14 protein-coding genes and 1 pseudogene are annotated in these 15,124 nt (G+C 73.3%); 12 read left to right on the top strand and 3 right to left on the bottom strand.

The window, feature by feature from the left end:
• Positions 1 to 63 precede the first annotated feature (63 nt).
• The 5 genes from ACZZ97_RS03525 to ACZZ97_RS03505 all read left to right on the top strand — a co-directional run bounded on the left by ACZZ97_RS03525 (position 64) and on the right by ACZZ97_RS03505 (position 4,951).
• Positions 64 to 1,239 carry a glycosyltransferase family 4 protein gene (locus tag ACZZ97_RS03525; protein ID WP_463472296.1) on the top strand — a complete coding sequence of 392 codons (1,176 nt, stop codon included), beginning with the start codon at positions 64 to 66 and terminating at the stop codon, positions 1,237 to 1,239.
• A gap of 142 nt (positions 1,240 to 1,381) precedes the next feature.
• Positions 1,382 to 1,840, top strand: coding sequence for a succinate dehydrogenase, cytochrome b556 subunit (sdhC, locus tag ACZZ97_RS03520; RefSeq protein WP_314100568.1), 459 nt, complete (start codon positions 1,382 to 1,384; stop codon positions 1,838 to 1,840).
• 4 nt (positions 1,841 to 1,844) lie between these two features.
• Positions 1,845 to 2,291 (top strand): succinate dehydrogenase, hydrophobic membrane anchor protein, encoded by a 447-nt coding sequence (gene sdhD, locus ACZZ97_RS03515; protein WP_123546569.1) that lies wholly within the window; start codon positions 1,845 to 1,847, stop codon positions 2,289 to 2,291.
• Between the two features lie 72 nt (positions 2,292 to 2,363).
• Positions 2,364 to 4,181 (top strand): succinate dehydrogenase flavoprotein subunit, encoded by a 1,818-nt coding sequence (gene sdhA, locus ACZZ97_RS03510; RefSeq protein WP_123546570.1) that lies wholly within the window; start codon positions 2,364 to 2,366, stop codon positions 4,179 to 4,181.
• 2 nt (positions 4,182 to 4,183) lie between these two features.
• The gene (locus ACZZ97_RS03505) at positions 4,184 to 4,951 is read left to right on the top strand and encodes a succinate dehydrogenase iron-sulfur subunit (RefSeq protein WP_123546571.1); all 768 of its coding nucleotides are present in this window, start codon (positions 4,184 to 4,186) and stop codon (positions 4,949 to 4,951) included.
• Positions 4,952 to 5,021: 70 nt separating this feature from the next.
• Here ACZZ97_RS03505 and ACZZ97_RS03500 read toward each other — a convergent pair whose 3' ends face one another.
• Together ACZZ97_RS03500 and ACZZ97_RS03495 are read right to left on the bottom strand one after the other, a co-directional pair.
• Positions 5,022 to 5,369 (bottom strand): hypothetical protein, encoded by a 348-nt coding sequence (locus tag ACZZ97_RS03500; protein WP_314100569.1) that lies wholly within the window; start codon positions 5,367 to 5,369, stop codon positions 5,022 to 5,024.
• Positions 5,359 to 6,537, bottom strand: a complete 1,179-nt coding sequence (locus ACZZ97_RS03495; RefSeq protein ID WP_463472295.1) for a DUF6177 family protein — start codon at positions 6,535 to 6,537, stop codon at positions 5,359 to 5,361. Before ACZZ97_RS03495 ends, ACZZ97_RS03500 begins: the two co-directional genes overlap by 11 nt.
• 164 nt (positions 6,538 to 6,701) lie before the next feature.
• On the opposite strand from ACZZ97_RS03495, the gene ACZZ97_RS03490 reads away from it, so the two are divergent.
• A complete protein-coding gene (locus ACZZ97_RS03490; protein WP_463472294.1) occupies positions 6,702 to 7,643 on the top strand; it encodes a hypothetical protein in 942 nt (313 codons plus the stop codon).
• An 85-nt stretch (positions 7,644 to 7,728) separates the two neighbouring features.
• Here ACZZ97_RS03490 and ptsP read toward each other — a convergent pair whose 3' ends face one another.
• Positions 7,729 to 9,381: a phosphoenolpyruvate--protein phosphotransferase gene (gene ptsP, locus ACZZ97_RS03485; RefSeq protein ID WP_463472293.1), complete on the bottom strand. Its 1,653-nt coding sequence runs from the start codon at positions 9,379 to 9,381 to the stop codon at positions 7,729 to 7,731.
• Between the two features lie 122 nt (positions 9,382 to 9,503).
• On the opposite strand from ptsP, the gene ACZZ97_RS03480 reads away from it, so the two are divergent.
• The 6 genes and pseudogenes from ACZZ97_RS03480 to ribA form a co-directional block, all read left to right on the top strand.
• Entirely contained in the window at positions 9,504 to 10,679 is a 1,176-nt protein-coding gene (locus ACZZ97_RS03480) for a YihY/virulence factor BrkB family protein (RefSeq protein ID WP_463472292.1), read from the top strand.
• Positions 10,680 to 10,689: 10 nt separating this feature from the next.
• Positions 10,690 to 11,535, top strand: a complete 846-nt coding sequence (locus ACZZ97_RS03475; RefSeq protein WP_314104530.1) for an exodeoxyribonuclease III — start codon at positions 10,690 to 10,692, stop codon at positions 11,533 to 11,535.
• Positions 11,536 to 11,589: 54 nt separating this feature from the next.
• Positions 11,590 to 12,648 carry a tryptophan--tRNA ligase gene (gene trpS, locus ACZZ97_RS03470; protein ID WP_463472291.1) on the top strand — a complete coding sequence of 353 codons (1,059 nt, stop codon included), beginning with the start codon at positions 11,590 to 11,592 and terminating at the stop codon, positions 12,646 to 12,648.
• A 2-nt stretch (positions 12,649 to 12,650) separates the two neighbouring features.
• On the top strand, positions 12,651 to 13,361 hold the full coding sequence (locus tag ACZZ97_RS03465) for a GNAT family N-acetyltransferase (protein ID WP_463472290.1): 711 nt from the start codon (positions 12,651 to 12,653) through the stop codon (positions 13,359 to 13,361).
• 62 nt (positions 13,362 to 13,423) lie between these two features.
• Positions 13,424 to 14,425, top strand: coding sequence for a bifunctional diaminohydroxyphosphoribosylaminopyrimidine deaminase/5-amino-6-(5-phosphoribosylamino)uracil reductase RibD (gene ribD / locus ACZZ97_RS03460; protein WP_463473752.1), 1,002 nt, complete (start codon positions 13,424 to 13,426; stop codon positions 14,423 to 14,425).
• Positions 14,426 to 14,448: 23 nt separating this feature from the next.
• Positions 14,449 to 15,075 (top strand): annotated as a pseudogene (ribA, locus tag ACZZ97_RS03455) (GTP cyclohydrolase II); the annotation flags it as partial.
• Between the last annotated feature and the right edge of the window lie 49 nt (positions 15,076 to 15,124).

The following is a 15,124-nucleotide window of genomic DNA, read 5'->3' as shown; positions in this document are numbered from 1 at the left end:
CACCGGCTCCGACCGGCCACGACCGCGCGGCAGCCTGGTGCCACGCCGAGTCGAGGAGTGCCCATGCGGGTCGCCATCGTGACCGAGAGTTTCCTGCCCACCGTGAACGGCGTGACCACCAGCGTGCTGCGGGTGCTCGACCACCTCGAGCGGCGTGGCCACGAGGCCCTCGTCATCGCCCCGGCGGGCCGCGGGCACGACTCCTACGCGGGCGCCCGCGTCCACCGCGTCCCGTCGGTCGCGTACCGCCAGTTCCCCGTCGGGCTGCCCGGGCCCCAGGTCGCCGGGGCGATCGCGGCCTTCGCCCCGGACGTCGTGCACGTCGCCTCGCCGTTCCTGCTCGGCGCCCAGGCCATCTCGGCGGCGGCCAGGCTCGGCCTGCCGAGCGTCGCGGTCTTCCAGACGGACGTCGCCCGCTACGCGGCCGCGAGCGGGCTCGGGACGGTCACCGAGGCCGTGGCGTGGCGGCTGGTGCGCCGCATCCACGACCAGGCGACCGTCACGCTCGTGCCGTCCACCGCCTCCCTGCGGGATCTCGAGCGGGCCGGCGTGCAGCGCCTGGAGACGTGGGGCCGCGGAGTCGACGCCCGCCGGTACCACCCGAACCGCCGTGCCGGCGCGGGCGCGTCGCTGCTCCGTTCGCGGGCCGGCGCGGGCCCGGACGACGTGCTCGTCGGCTACGTGGGCAGGCTCGCGGCCGAGAAGCAGGTCGAGCGCCTCGCGGCCCTCCGCCGCCAGGACGGCGTCCGCCTCGTGGTCGTCGGGGGCGGGCCCTCGCTGCCCTCCCTGCGGCGTCGGCTGCGACACCTCGACCCGCTCTTCACCGGCCCCCTGCACGGGGACGAGCTCGCGGACGCCTACGCCGCGCTCGACGTCTTCGTGCACACCGGCACGACGGAGACGTTCGGGCAGACGGTGCAGGAGGCGCACGCCGCGGGCGTCCCGGTGGTCGCGCCCGCCGCGGGCGGCCCCCTCGACCTCGTCCGCCACGGCGTCGACGGGTACCTGTTCGATCCCCGCCACGACCACTCGCTCCGACGGTCGGTGGGCACGCTCGTGGCCGACGGGGGCCGGAGGGCCCGCTTCGGCGAGGCGGGCCGTCGAGCCGTCGTGGGCCGCACGTGGGAGAGCGTCGGCGACGACCTGCTGGGCCACTACGACGAGGCCCGAGCCCACGTCCGCCGCGCCACGGCGGCCCGCACAGCCGCGGGGACCGACCTTCTCTCGACATCGAAGTAGATCGGTCGTTCTTAGGCCCGCCTAAGCGGCGGGACGACGTGCCCCGCTCGTATGCTGGGACAGTTCTATGAACGCACACGGCGGACGCGGCTGTCCTCCCCCGGATCGCAGCCGACCGCCTCGTCCGCGAGGAGGGCCGCTCATGGCTGAGCAGTCGACGGGAACACTGGCGTCACCGGCAGGCAGGTCGGGCGGCTCGCCGACGCGTGTGCCCGAGCCCCGCAAGGGCGGACGCTTCGCCGGCACGCTCTATCGCGGCCGCGAGGGCATGTGGTCGTGGGTGCTGCACCGCATCACCGGCGTGAGCATCTACTTCTTCCTCCTCGTGCACATCCTCGACACGGCTCTCGTGCGGATCAGCCCCGAGGCGTACGACGCCGTGATCGGCACCTACAAGAACCCGATCATGGGCCTCGGCGAGACCGGCCTCGTGGCCGCGATCCTGTTCCACGCCCTCAACGGCCTGCGCATCATCCTCATCGACTTCTGGGCCCCGGCCACCAAGCACCAGCGACTCCTCTTCTGGATCGTGATCGGCGTGGCCGTGGTGCTGTTCGCCGGCTTCGCCCCCCGCCACCTGATGAACGTCTTCTCGGAGTAACGCGATGACCACTGAGACCGTCGAGGCCCCGCGCAGCGCGCGCACCGCCCGCCGCAGCACCAACTGGGAAAAGTGGGGCTGGATCTACATGCGCGTCAGCGGCGCCGTGCTGGTCGTGCTGATCTTCGGCCACCTCTTCGTCAACCTGCTCGCGGGCGAGGGCGGGGTCAAGGCGATCGACTGGGGCTTCGTCGCGGGCAAGTGGGCCAACCCCTTCTGGCAGGTCTACGACACGCTGCTCCTCTGGCTCGCGCTGATCCACGGCTCCAACGGCATGCGCACCATCGTCAACGACTACGTCGGCCGCCCCGCGGTGCGCCGCGTGCTGCTGGGGACGCTCGTCGTCTCGGCGGCCGTCCTGCTCCTCCTCGGCACCCTCGTGGTCTGGACGTTCGACCCGTGCCCGGCCAACGCGCCGGCCGACATGCTCCCGTCCATCTGCTCGGCCTGACCACCTCGGCGTGACGACCTCCGCCTCCTCGACCTGTCCCGCCGCCGGCACCACCGTCCCCCGGAAAGAACTGTGACCACTCCCTCCGCTCCCGCCTCGTCCGACCAGGACTCCGTCGTCGACGGCATCCACTACCACCAGCACGACGTCGTCATCGTCGGCGCCGGGGGCGCGGGGATGCGTGCCGCGATCGAGGCCGGGCCGAACGCCCGCACGGCCGTCATCTCGAAGCTCTACCCGACCCGGTCGCACACCGGCGCGGCCCAGGGCGGCATGGCCGCCGCGCTGGCCAACGTCGAGGACGACAACTGGGAGTGGCACACCTTCGACACGGTCAAGGGCGGCGACTACCTCGTCGACCAGGACGCCGCCGAGATCCTGGCGAAGGAGGCGATCGACGCCGTCCTGGACCTCGAGAACATGGGGCTGCCCTTCAACCGCACCCCCGAGGGCAAGATCGACCAGCGCCGCTTCGGCGGGCACACGGCCGAGCACGGCAAGGCCCCCGTCCGTCGCGCGTGCTACGCCGCCGACCGCACGGGCCACATGATCCTGCAGACGCTGTACCAGAACTGCGTCAAGCTCGGCATCGACTTCTACAACGAGTTCTACGTGCTCGACCTCATCATGGGCGAGGTCGACGGCGTGGCACGTCCGGCCGGCGTCGTGGCGCTCGAGCTCGCCACGGGCGAGCTGCACGTGTTCCAGGGCAAGTCGGTCGTCTTCGCCACGGGCGGCTTCGGCAAGATCTACAAGACGACGTCCAACGCCCACACCCTCACGGGCGACGGGGTCGGCATCATCTGGCGCAAGGGCCTCCCCCTCGAGGACATGGAGTTCTTCCAGTTCCACCCGACCGGCCTGGCCGGCCTCGGCATCCTCCTGTCGGAGGCGGCCCGCGGCGAGGGCGCCATCCTCCGCAACAGCGAGGGCGAGCGCTTCATGGAGCGCTACGCCCCCACCATCAAGGACCTGGCGCCCCGCGACATCGTCGCCCGCTGCATGGCGACCGAGATCCGCGAGGGGCGCGGCGGCGGCCCGCACAAGGAGTACGTCTACCTCGACATCACGCACCTCGACCCGGCCGTGATCGACGCCAAGCTGCCCGACATCACCGAGTTCGCCCGCACCTACCTCGGCGTCGAGCCGTACACGGAGCCCGTGCCGGTGCTGCCGACGGCGCACTACGCCATGGGCGGGATCCCCACGAACGTGCACGCCGAGGTGCTCAGCGACAACACGACGGTCGTCCCCGGGCTCTACGCCGCCGGCGAGTGCGCCTGCGTCAGCGTGCACGGCTCGAACCGCCTCGGCACCAACTCGCTGCTCGACATCAACGTCTTCGGCAAGCGCGCCGGCAACAACGCCGTCGAGTTCGCCAGGACGGCCGAGTTCGTGCCGCTGCCCGAGGACCCTGCCGGGTTCGTCCGCGGCCTGGTCGCGGACGTCCGCAACGCCACCGGCACGGAGCGCATCGCGACGCTCCGCAAGGAGCTGCAGGACAGCATGGACCGCAACGCCCAGGTGTTCCGCACCGAGGAGACCCTCGACGAGGTGACCCACGTGATCGCCGACCTGCGCGACCGGTTCAAGAACATCTCGGTCCAGGACAAGGGCAAGCGCTTCAACACTGACCTGCTCGAGGCCATCGAGCTCGGGTTCCTGCTCGACCTGGCCGAGGTCGTCGTGTACTCGGCGCGCTCGCGCCAGGAGAGCCGCGGCGGTCACTTCCGCGAGGACTACCCGACGCGCGACGACGAGAACTGGCTGGTCCACACGATGGCCTACCTGACGGGCGACCCGCACTCGTCGCTCGCGGGCGACCACATCCGACTCGACACGAAGCCCGTCGTGATCACGAACTACCAGCCGATGGAACGGAAGTACTGAGCATGAGCTCCGCAGTCCTCGAGAACGCCCCCACCGCCTCCGACGCCGTCCCCACCTTCACGGCGACGCTGATCATCCGCCGGTTCGACCCCGAGGTCGACGACGAGCCGCGCTGGCAGGACTTCGACGTCCAGGTTCTGCCCACCGATCGGGTGCTGGACGCCCTGCACCAGATCAAGTGGGAGCAGGACGGCTCGCTGACGTTCCGCCGCTCGTGCGCCCACGGCGTCTGCGGCTCGGACGCGATGCGCATCAACGGCCGCAACCGACTCGCCTGCAAGACCCTGATCAAGGACCTCGACCTGTCGCAGCCGATCTACGTCGAGGCCATCAAGGGGCTGCCCCTCGAGAAGGACCTCGTCGTCGACATGGAGCCGTTCTTCCAGTCGTACCGAGAGATCCAGCCGTTCCTGATGGCCTCGTCGAAGCCGGAGAAGGAGCGCATCCAGAGCGCCACCCAGCGCGAGCGCTTCGACGACACGACCAAGTGCATCCTGTGCGCCGCGTGCACGTCGAGCTGCCCCGTGTTCTGGACCGACGGCCAGTACTTCGGCCCGGCCGCCATCGTGAACGCCCACCGCTTCATCTTCGACTCGCGCGACGAGGGCGCCCAGGTCCGCCTCGACATCCTCAACGACAAGGAAGGCGTGTGGCGCTGCCGCACGACCTTCAACTGCACCGAGGCCTGCCCGCGCGGCATCCAGGTGACCAAGGCCATCGCCGAGGTCAAGAACGCCGTGCTGCGCGGCAGCGTCGCCCCCGTCAGCTGACGGACGACTGACGAGGAGCCCGGCACCACCGAGATGGTGCCGGGCTTTTTCGTGTGCCAGCCGTCAGTGGTCAGTCGTCCTCGACGATGCAGACGGCCTCGAGGCCGAGCGCCAGCCGGAGGGCCACGGAGACCCCGCGCTCGCCCTCGGCGCCGTGGGGCGCCACGGCGTCGACCCACCAGACGGGAAGGCGGACGGCCGGCGGGTCAGCGAGCAAGCGCTCGATCTCGCCCTCGACCGTGACCTCGTCGGAGCCGAAGACGGTGAGGACGGCGTCGCCGGTCGCGCCGAAGACCTGGAGCGCCGCTCCGCCGTCGATCTCGCGCACGCCGAGGGAGTCGTCGACCGTCCGTGCCGCGGTCGCGAGGTCGAGGGCGTCGACGACGTGCGGACTCAGGATCGTGATGTCACGGGGCACCGGGGGGCTCCTCCTCATCGATCTCGGAGTCGGACTCGTCGGTCTCGGCGACGGGAAGCCGGTGCTCGTGCAGCAGGTCGTGTTCGTCGAGGTCGTCCTCCCAGGCCTCGAGCAGCGGAGGCGAGACCATCTCGGCCAGGCGTTCCGGCCCGACGGCGTCGAGGGTGTCGTGCAGGGCGTCCCAGCCGGAGGTGGCCGCATCGCCGAGGGGCACGACGTAGGCCGGGAGGCGCGGGCGACCCACGACCGTGACCGGCCTGGGCACGGGGATCGTCGAGACCGTCAGGCCGAGCCGCTGGACCGACGGCGCGCCGATCAGCAGCACGACGGGATTGGGCGTCGGGTACGTGACCGCCCGGACGCTGCGGTCGGGCTCGCCCTCCCGAGCCACCACGAGGGCGAAGGTCGGGACGGAGGTGCGGGCGATCTCGGACAGCGCCTCCGTGAGGCGGTCGACCGCCGCGTCGACGGGGTCGGCGTCGCCACCGGAGGCGGCAGCAGCAGCGCCGGCGGGCACGGCGATCGTCAGCGCCGTCGTCTCCTCGATGCCGTTCTCGGTCACGCGGGCCGTGAGGGTGCCGGACAGGCCGGGGCCCTCGACGACCACGCGCACGAGCTCGGGTGCGGCGTGCCGTGCGCTCTGCGTGAGGACCCAGCGGTCCCAGGGCCTCCGCAGCGGCTCGGTCTCGCCCCACCTGTCGGGCCCCGCACCAGCCACGGCCTCGGAGAGCACCTCGACGGCCCCGCCCAGGGTCGTGTCGTGGTCGGGGCGGTGCAGCACCGTGAGGTCGACCGAGAGCTGCGCGATGGTGCCGACCGCCTCCTGGACGACGATCGGCTCAGAGGTGACCTCCTGGTCGGCGGGGGCGCTCGGCGGCCACCCCGCGGCGTCGAGGTCGGCGTACGGCGAGCCCGTCAGCCCGTCGCGGAGGTCGCCGTGCTCGTCGCGCACCGCCCAGGCGGCACCGGCGTGCACGAGAGCGGCCCGCGTGCCCACGGTCAGTCGGGAGGACTCCCCCGTCACGAGCACGATCCGGCGGCGTCCGCGACGGCGGGCCAGGAGGTCGGCGAGCGGCGCGCTCAGCCGCACGACGCGGGACCGGCTGTCGACCCGGACGACGCGCGCACTCACGGCGTCGATCAACGGGTGTCGGATAGGGGTGCCCACGACGACAAGTCTGCTCCCGCCCCCTGGACGGTGACCGGTCCGCGACCTCGCTCGCCCGGAAGAGGGCAGGAGGCGGCCCGTGCGAATAGTCTGTCGGTGCCGTCCGCGACGCCCGCGACGTCAGCACCGCTCCCGATCCCCGATCACGACCGAGAGGCTCCGACATGGACGTCGCCCGACAGCAGGACCTGCAGAACCAGATCGCCGCCCGCGTCGCCGAGTCGCTGGTCGACGTCGACTGGGCGGAGGCGACGCTGTTCCTCCTCCAGGTCGGCGAGGTCAGCCGCACCTGGCTGGACGCCCTCGACGCGGCCGGGAGCACGAAGCAGGACCTCCCCACGCCCGACGTCGAGGCACTGGGCACGCAGCTCCGCGAGGCGATGGCCGATCCGGAGCGCGGCACCTGGTTCTCGCTGGTGCTGACCCTGACGTCCGACGGTTCGTTCACCGCGCGCTTCAACGGTGAACGCCGGGTGTTCGACGACGCTGCGTCGCCGTTCGAGGCGACAGGCGACGAGGTCGTCCCGACCGACGCGGACTACGCCGCCGACCTCGCCCGCTTCCCCCGCGCGGAGAAGTACCGGCCCGAGTGGCTGTCCGGCGACGCCGCCCCGGCCGCGTCCGCGACGACCACTGCCCCCGTCGCGACAGCGACGACGACGAACGCACCGGTGGCCACCCCGCCCGCCGCGGCCCTGCCCGGCTCCCTGTCCCCGCTCGACGGCCGCTGGGGCTGGCCTGGGGTGCTCGCGAGCGTCGCACAGCAGACCGCGGCCTCGCCCGTGGCGTCCTCGCCGGACACCACGCCGACCGACGACCCCGACGCGCCCGAGCTCTCGCTCGGCCAGCTCGCGCTGCGCGTCCGCGACGCCGTCGTGCTCGACGTCATCGCGCCGCACCGGGTCGCGACGCTCCTCCGGCTGCACGCCGAGGCCGTCGCCGCCGGCGTGCTCCCGGCCGTGGACGCGGTCGAGTCCGTCGACCCCGAGCGGGGACTCGAGGAGGCGCGCGTCGCCTCCCCCGAGGTCGTCCCGGCCGTCGAGGCGGCCGTCGCGAGCATCGTGGACACGATCGTCGCCGAGCACCTGCGGGCCGTCGTCGCCTGACCCGAGCCTCCTTGCCCCGATCACGACGCGAGCCCGCCGCCCCGAGGGGGACGGCGGGCTCGCATCGTGCGTGAGGGGTGCGGGCTCAGCCGGCGGCGACGGCCTCGGCGGCCTGTCGAGCGCCGGAGGCGGTGGTCGCCGCGATCGCCGCGGTCGCCAGGGCGCGCGCCTGCTCGAGCGTGTGGGCGCCCAGCTCCAGGCGGACGTCGGCGAGCGCCGCGGGCGTCATCGACAGCGTGGTCGCGCCGAGGCCGACGAGCACGACGGCGAGCAGCGGGTCGGCCGCGGCCTCGCCGCAGATGCCGACGGGCTTGCCCGCGGCCGCGCCCGCGTCGCCGAGCGCCTTGACGAGGCGCAGGACGGCAGGGTGCCAGGGGTCCTGGTAGCTGGCGACCGAGCCGAGCATGCGGTCGGCGGCGAGGGTGTACTGCGTCAGGTCGTTGGTGCCGACGCTGACGAAGTCGGCCGAGGAGAAGATCTGGTCGGCGAGCACGGCGAGCGAGGGCACCTCGGCCATCACGCCGACGGTCTTCAGCCCGAGCTCACGCCCGAGGGCCACGAAGTACTCGGTCTCCTCCGCGTCGCTGACCATGGGCGCCATGACCCAGAGGTCGGCCGTCGTCGCAGCCTGGGCGGCGGCGAGGGCGCTCAGCTGGTCGCGGAGGATCTGCTCCTTGACGCGGAGCGCCCGGAGGCCTCGGAGGCCGAGTGCGGGGTTCTCCTCGTGGGCGTCGTTGAGGAAGCTCAGAGGCTTGTCGGCCCCGGCGTCGAGGGCACGCACGACGACCTTGCGGCCGGGGAACGCCTCGAGCAGGGCCGTGTAGCTCGCGGTCTGGCTCTCGACGGTCGGGGCGGAGCTGGTGCCGAGGAACAGGAACTCGGTGCGGAACAGGCCGACGCCCTCGGCGCCGAGCGCGACGGCGCCCGCGGCCTCGTCGGGCGAGCCGAGGTTCGCGAGCAACGGCACCGCGTGGCCGTCGGCGAGCGCGCCGTCGGTCAGGGGCGCGGCGGCCGCGGCGGCACGGTCGGCGATGCGCTTCTCGGCGTCGGCGACCTCGTCGGCGGACGGGTCGACGGTGACGACGCCGGTCGCGGCGTCGGCGACGACGACGGTGCCGTCGACGAGGTCGAGCGCGCCGGTGACGCCGACGATGGCGGGGATCGACTTCGAGCGGGCGAGGATCGCGGTGTGCGAGGTGGGGCCGCCGTCGCGCGTGACCAGGGCGAGGACCTTCTCGAGGTCGAGCAGGGCCGTGTCGGCCGGTGCGAGGTCGGGGGCGACCAGCACGAAGGGGGTGTCGCTCTCGGGCACCCCGGGGGCGGCGACGCCGCGCAGGGAGGCGATGACGCGCTGGGCGACGTCGCCGAGGTCGGTGGCCCGCTCGGCCATGTAGCCGCCCATGCCGACGAGCATCTCCTGGAAGGCGGCGAAGGCCTCGAAGACCGCGCGCTCGCCCGTGGCGCCGTCGGCGATGCGCTGGTCGACGTCCTCGACGAGGGTCGGGTCCTGGGCCATCAGGGCCTGGGCGTCCAGGACGTCCTTCGCCTCGCCTCCTGCCTTCTCGCCCCGTGCGGTCAGGTCGGAGGCGACGGCGGCGAGCGCGGTGGCCACGGCGGCCGACTCGGCGGCGGCGTCCCCGGTGCGACCCTCGGTGCCGGGCTCGGGAAGCGGCTCGGGCATCCTCAGGACGGGGCCGACGGCCACTCCACGTCCGACGCCAACGCCCTGTAGTGCCACTGTGTACCTCTTCGTGCTCGCGGTGTCTGCGGCGGGCACGCTGATCGGCGGCGCCGCGGGGTCAGCGACATCGTACGCGAGCGGTGGCGAGCGACCCGTGCACGCGCCCGTACCCTGGGTGCATGCGCCGCCGCCCCGACGACACCGAGCAGGCCGACGCCTCCAGGGACGCCGCCGCCGACAGGCCCGCCGCGACCCGCCGGGCCGCCTCGGGCGCCGTCGCCGCCGGGTCGCGCCTCGCGTCGTCGAGGGCCGTGCGGGTGATCGGGCGGCACGTCGTGCAGAAGGGCCCGTTGCTGGCGGCGGGCCTCACGTACCAGGCGCTCTTCGCCCTCTTCTCCGCTCTCTGGGTCGGCTTCAGCGTCGCGGGCTTCGTCGTCGCCGGGAACGACGTCGTGCGCGACGAGCTGATCGCCTTCATCCAGTCCGCCGTGCCGGGCGTCATCAAGGACGACACGGGCGCCGGCGTCGTCGAGCCGGGCGCCCTCATGAACGCGTCCGTCTTCGGCTGGACGGGCACCGTGGCCCTCGTCGGGCTGCTCTTCTCGTCCATCCGGCTCTTCGGCAGCATGCGCGACTCCGTGCGCACCGTGTTCCGGGCACCGCAGCCCGCGACGCCGCTCCTCCGGCTGATCGCCCGTGACCTGGTGCTCGCGCTGGTCTTCGGCGCGACGGTGCTGGTGTCGGCGTCGATCTCGCTGCTGACCACCACGGCCGTGACCTGGGGACTCCGCCTCGTCGGGCTCTCCGCCGACTCCGACGCGTCGGCCGCGCTGCTCCGGCTCGTCGGCCTGGTGCTCGTCTTCGTCTTCGACACGGCAGTGCTCGCCGTGCTGTTCCGGGTGCTGGCCGGTCTGCACATCCCGGCCCGCCGCCTCCTCGCGGGCTCGGCGATCGGCGGCGCCGGGTTCGTGCTCATCACCTTCGTCGGCGGCACCCTGCTGCGCGCCGCCGGCTCGAACCCGCTGCTCGCGTCGTTCGCCGCGATCGTCGGGCTGCTGCTCGTCATCAACCTGCTCTGCCAGGTGCTGCTGCTCGCGGCGGGCTGGATCGCCGTCGGCATGGACGACATCGGGGTGCTCGCCGACCCGCAGGCCGAGGCGGAGCGGCTGCGGCTGCTCGAGGAGGCGCGCCTGGCCGAGGAGGCGCAGCTCGGCTCGCGCAGGGCGCGCGCGGGCGAGCGACTCCGCGCCCTCGCCTCTCGGCTGCCGCGGGGCCTCCGCGGCCCGGCCGGCCGCGACCCCGGGGGCGACGACGGCGAGGCCGGGGGCGGCTCGGGCGTCGCCGGCCGCCGCTAGTCTCTCTGGCATGGGTTCTCGTCTTCGTCTCGCCTCGGTCAACGTCAACGGCATCCGTGCCGCGTACCGCAAGGGCATGGGCGAGTGGCTCGCCGACCGTGACGTCGACGTCCTCACCCTGCAAGAGGTGCGGGCCACCACAGAAGACCTCGAGGGCCTGCTCGGGCCCGAGTGGAACGTGCTGCACCACCCGGCCACGGCCAAGGGGCGCGCCGGCGTCGCCATCGCCTCCCGCGGCGCCGCCCAGATCCACCGCGTCGAGCTCGGCGCCGACGACTTCGACAGCGCCGGTCGCTGGATCGAGGCCGACTACGACGTCGACGGCACGATCGTCACGGTCGTCAGCACCTACGTGCACTCGGGCGAGGTCGGCACCGAGAAGCAGGACGAGAAGTGGAAGTTCCTCGACGCGATGAGCGAGCGGCTGCCCCAGCTCGCCGCCCACTCGGAGCTCGCCGTCGTCACGGGCGACCTCAACGTCGGGCACCGCGAGCTCGACATCAAGAACTGGAAGGGCAACGTGAAGCGCGCCGGCTTCCTGCCCCGGGAGCGCGCCTACTTCGACCGCTTCTTCGGCCCGGAGGGCGAGCCCGTCGAGACCGCCGACGGCGAGGGCGGCACCGGCCTCGGCTGGGTCGACGTCGGTCGACGCCTGGCCGGCGAGGTCGAGGGGCCGTACTCGTGGTGGTCGTGGCGCGGCCAGGCCTTCGACAACGACACCGGCTGGCGCATCGACTACCACGTGGCGACTCCCGCCCTCGCCGAGCGCGCCTCCGGCCTCGTCGTCGACCGCGCCGCCTCCTACGACAAGCGCTGGTCCGACCACGCCCCCGTCGTCGTCGACTACGACATCTGACCCGCACCGCCGACACCGAGCCTCGCTCCCCCGAGCTCTCTCCCCGAGGACACCATGACCAGCACCGCCCCCCGCACCGACGGCCGCACGACGCCCGGCACCGACGACGCTGCCCGGCCCCGTCTCTTCTCCGGCATGCAGCCGACCTCCGACTCCCTGCACGTGGGCAACTACGTCGGCGCCCTGCTGCAGTGGCGCGAGCTGCAGTCCAGCCACGACGCCCTGTTCTGCGTCGTGGACATGCACGCCATCACCGTGCCGCAAGATCCGGCGACGCTCCGCGAGCAGACCCGCCGCACCGCCGCCCAGTACATCGCCGCGGGCATCGACCCCGAGCGGTCGACCCTCTTCATCCAGTCGCACGTGCCCGCGCACGCACAGCTGGCCTGGGTGCTCAACACGCTGACGGGCTTCGGCGAGGCGAGCCGGATGACCCAGTTCAAGGACAAGTCGGCCAAGCAGGGCGCGGACGCCGCGACCCTCGGGCTCTTCGCGTACCCGACCCTCATGGCGGCCGACATCCTGCTCTACCAGGCCGAGTCGGTGCCGGTCGGCGACGACCAGCGCCAGCACGTCGAGCTCACCCGTGACCTGGCGGGGCGCTTCAACTCCCGGTACGGCCAGACCTTCGTCGTGCCCGAGGCGGCCATCCTCAAGGAGACCGCGCGCATCTACGACCTGCAGACGCCCGAGTCGAAGATGAGCAAGTCGGCCGCGACCGACTCCGGCATCGTGTGGATGCTCGACGAGCCGTCGCGCACCGCGAAGAAGATCAAGTCGGCGGTCACCGACACCGAGCGCGAGATCCGCTTCGACCGCGGGGCCAAGGCGGGGGTGTCGAACCTGCTGACCATCCTGTCCGCCTTCACGGGAACGACCGTGGCCGCGCTCGAGGAGAAGTACACGGGACGCGGCTACGGCGATCTCAAGAAGGACGTGGCCGAGGTCGTCGTCGAGACCTTCACCCCGATCCGCGCCCGGACGCTCGAGCTGCTCGACGACCCGGTCGAGCTCGATCGCGTGCTCGCGGGCAACGCCGAGCGCGCCGACGCCATCGCCCAGTCGACGCTCGACACCGTGTACGACCGCATCGGGTTCGTCCGCAGGGCCTGACCGTGCAGCCGTTCGTGCTCGAGTCGCCGGCCGTCCGTCTCGAGGTGCCGGGCCCGGCCGACGTCGAGGCGATCGTCGAGGCCTGCCAGGACCCGGTGCTGCAGCGCTTCACGACGGTGCCGACGCCCTACTCCCGGGCGGACGCCCTGTTCTTCCTCGAGCGGATCGTCGACCACGGCTGGGCCACCGGCCGCGAGGCGACGTGGGGCCTGCGCGGCCCGGGCTCGTCGCTGTTGCTCGGCGTCGTCAGCGTTCGGCTGGGCACCCGTGACATCGGGTTCTGGACGACGCCGGAGGCCCGCGGTCGAGGCCTGATGACCGCGGCGGTCCGCCTCGTCGCCGACTGGGCCCTGGGCGAGGCCGGCCTCGACCAGCTGCACTGGGAGGGCTACGTCGGGAACGACGCCTCCGCCGCCGTCGCTCGCCGCTGCGGCTTCACCTACACGGGTGTCGGGCCGGGCACGCAGCCCGATCGCGACGGAGGACGCCCCCTCTGCTGGAAGGCACGGCTGCGCCCCGGCGACGACCGCCTCCCGAAGCAGGGCTGGCCCGACCTCTCCGGCGGGGCCGCCCGGGGCCACACCGTCAGTGGGCCCGACGCCGAGGCCGATCGACACGACCGCGACCGCTCCCGGGAATGGCCGCGTGTCGACGACGTTGACCACAGGGGCCCGCAGACGCCGGGCACGCCCCGTCTCCCGGAGGACTCGTGACCGACCCGAACACCGCACCCGCGCCGTCGGACGGGCTGGACGACCTCGTCGTCCGGGCCGCCATGCGGCGGGCGCTCGAGCTGGCGGCTCGCGGCCCTGCCCGGGGCGCCAACCCCCAGGTGGGCTGCGTGCTCCTCCGGCCGGACGGCAGCACCGCGGCGGAGGGCTGGCACCGCGGCGCGGGCACCCCGCACGCGGAGATCGACGCCCTGGCGGAGCTCGGGGACGCCGGCGCCGCCGGTCTCACCGCCGTCGTCACCCTCGAGCCGTGCGACCACACCGGCCGCACCGGGCCGTGCAGCACCGCCCTGATCGCGGCGGGCGTGGCGCGCGTCGTGTACGCGGTCGACGACCCGGGCGAGCAGTCCGCGGGAGGCGGCGCCCGCCTCCTCGAGGCCGGCGTCGCGGTCGAGCGAGGACTCCTGGCCGACGAGGCGACGGAGCTGGTGCGCCGCTGGCTGGTGCCGGCTCGCCACCACCGGCCGTTCGTCACCGTGAAGTGGGCCTCGAGCCTCGACGGCCGAGCGGCGGCCGCGGACGGCACGAGCCGGTGGATCACCGGCGCCGCCGCGCGGCAGCACGTGCACGAGGTGCGTGCAGACCACGACGCGATCCTGGTGGGCACCGGCACCGTGCTCGCCGACGACCCGAGCCTCACGGCGCGGGGCGACGGCGGCGAGCTGCTCGCCGACCAGCCCGTGCCGGTGGTCGTGGGCGACCGTGCCGTCCCGGCCGGGGCCCGGCTCCGGACCCACCCTCGAGAGCTCGTGCAGCTCGCGGGGCACGACCCCGCGGCCGCGCTCGACGCCCTGTGGCGGCTCGGCGTGCGCAGCGTGCTCGTCGAGGGCGGCCCGACCGTCGCCAGCGCCTTCGTCCGCGCCGGCCTCGTCGACGACTACCTCGTCTACCTCGCCCCGACGCTGATCGGCGGCGCACGCACCGCGCTCGACGACCTCGGCGTCGGCACGATCGACGATCAGCGACGCCTCCGCGTCGCCGACGTCACCCTGCTCGGCACCGACCTGCTGGTCGTGGCCCGCGACGACACCCGGAGCACCCCATGACCGACGCCCACTCCCCCGACTCCCCCCGCGTCTCCCACGTGACGTTCGAGGTCGAGACCACCGTCCCCACCTCGCACGGCACGTTCCGGATGCGTGCGTACACCGACGTCGAGACGGGCGCCGAGCACATCGCGATCGTCGCCTCCGGGCCCGACGGCGCCGCCCCCTCCGACGGGGCGCTCGTGCGGGTCCACTCCGAGTGCCTGACCGGCGAGGCCTTCGGCTCGCTCAAGTGCGAGTGCGGCCCCCAGCTCGACGCCGCCCTCGACACCATCCGCGACCACGGCGGGGTCGTCGTCTACCTGCGCGGCCACGAGGGCCGAGGCATCGGGCTCATCAACAAGCTGCGCGCCTACCGGCTGCAGGAGGACGGCCTCGACACCCTCGACGCCAACCTGGCGCTCGGCCTGCCCGCCGACTCCCGCCAGTACGGCGCCGCGGCCGACATGCTGCGCGACCTCGGCGTGACGTCGGTCCGGCTCCTCAGCAACAACCCCGAGAAGCGCCGTCAGCTCGTGCAGCACGGCATCGAGGTGCTCGAGTCCGTGCCCCTCGTCGTCGGCGTGGGGGCCTTCAACGAGGGCTACCTCGACACCAAGCGAGACCGCATGGGCCACGAGCTGCCCGAGGAGCTGCACGGCGACGCCTGACCCGTCACCGGTCCCAGCGGAGGCGCAGGTGGCTCGGGACGGGACGAAG

The organism is Frigoribacterium sp. AC512, assembly GCF_979258295.1.
This window is presented reverse-complemented; position numbering and strand designations above follow the sequence as displayed.

Coding starts and splice junctions, on each gene's coding strand:
- ACZZ97_RS03525 (WP_463472296.1), top strand. CDS start 64: ATGCGGGTCGCCATCGTGACCGAGAGTTTCCTGCCCACCGTGAACGGC.
- sdhC (WP_314100568.1), top strand. CDS start 1,382: ATGGCTGAGCAGTCGACGGGAACACTGGCGTCACCGGCAGGCAGGTCG.
- sdhD (WP_123546569.1), top strand. CDS start 1,845: ATGACCACTGAGACCGTCGAGGCCCCGCGCAGCGCGCGCACCGCCCGC.
- ACZZ97_RS03505 (WP_123546571.1), top strand. CDS start 4,184: ATGAGCTCCGCAGTCCTCGAGAACGCCCCCACCGCCTCCGACGCCGTC.
- ACZZ97_RS03490 (WP_463472294.1), top strand. CDS start 6,702: ATGGACGTCGCCCGACAGCAGGACCTGCAGAACCAGATCGCCGCCCGC.
- ACZZ97_RS03480 (WP_463472292.1), top strand. CDS start 9,504: ATGCGCCGCCGCCCCGACGACACCGAGCAGGCCGACGCCTCCAGGGAC.
- ACZZ97_RS03475 (WP_314104530.1), top strand. CDS start 10,690: ATGGGTTCTCGTCTTCGTCTCGCCTCGGTCAACGTCAACGGCATCCGT.
- trpS (WP_463472291.1), top strand. CDS start 11,590: ATGACCAGCACCGCCCCCCGCACCGACGGCCGCACGACGCCCGGCACC.
- ribD (WP_463473752.1), top strand. CDS start 13,424: ATGCGGCGGGCGCTCGAGCTGGCGGCTCGCGGCCCTGCCCGGGGCGCC.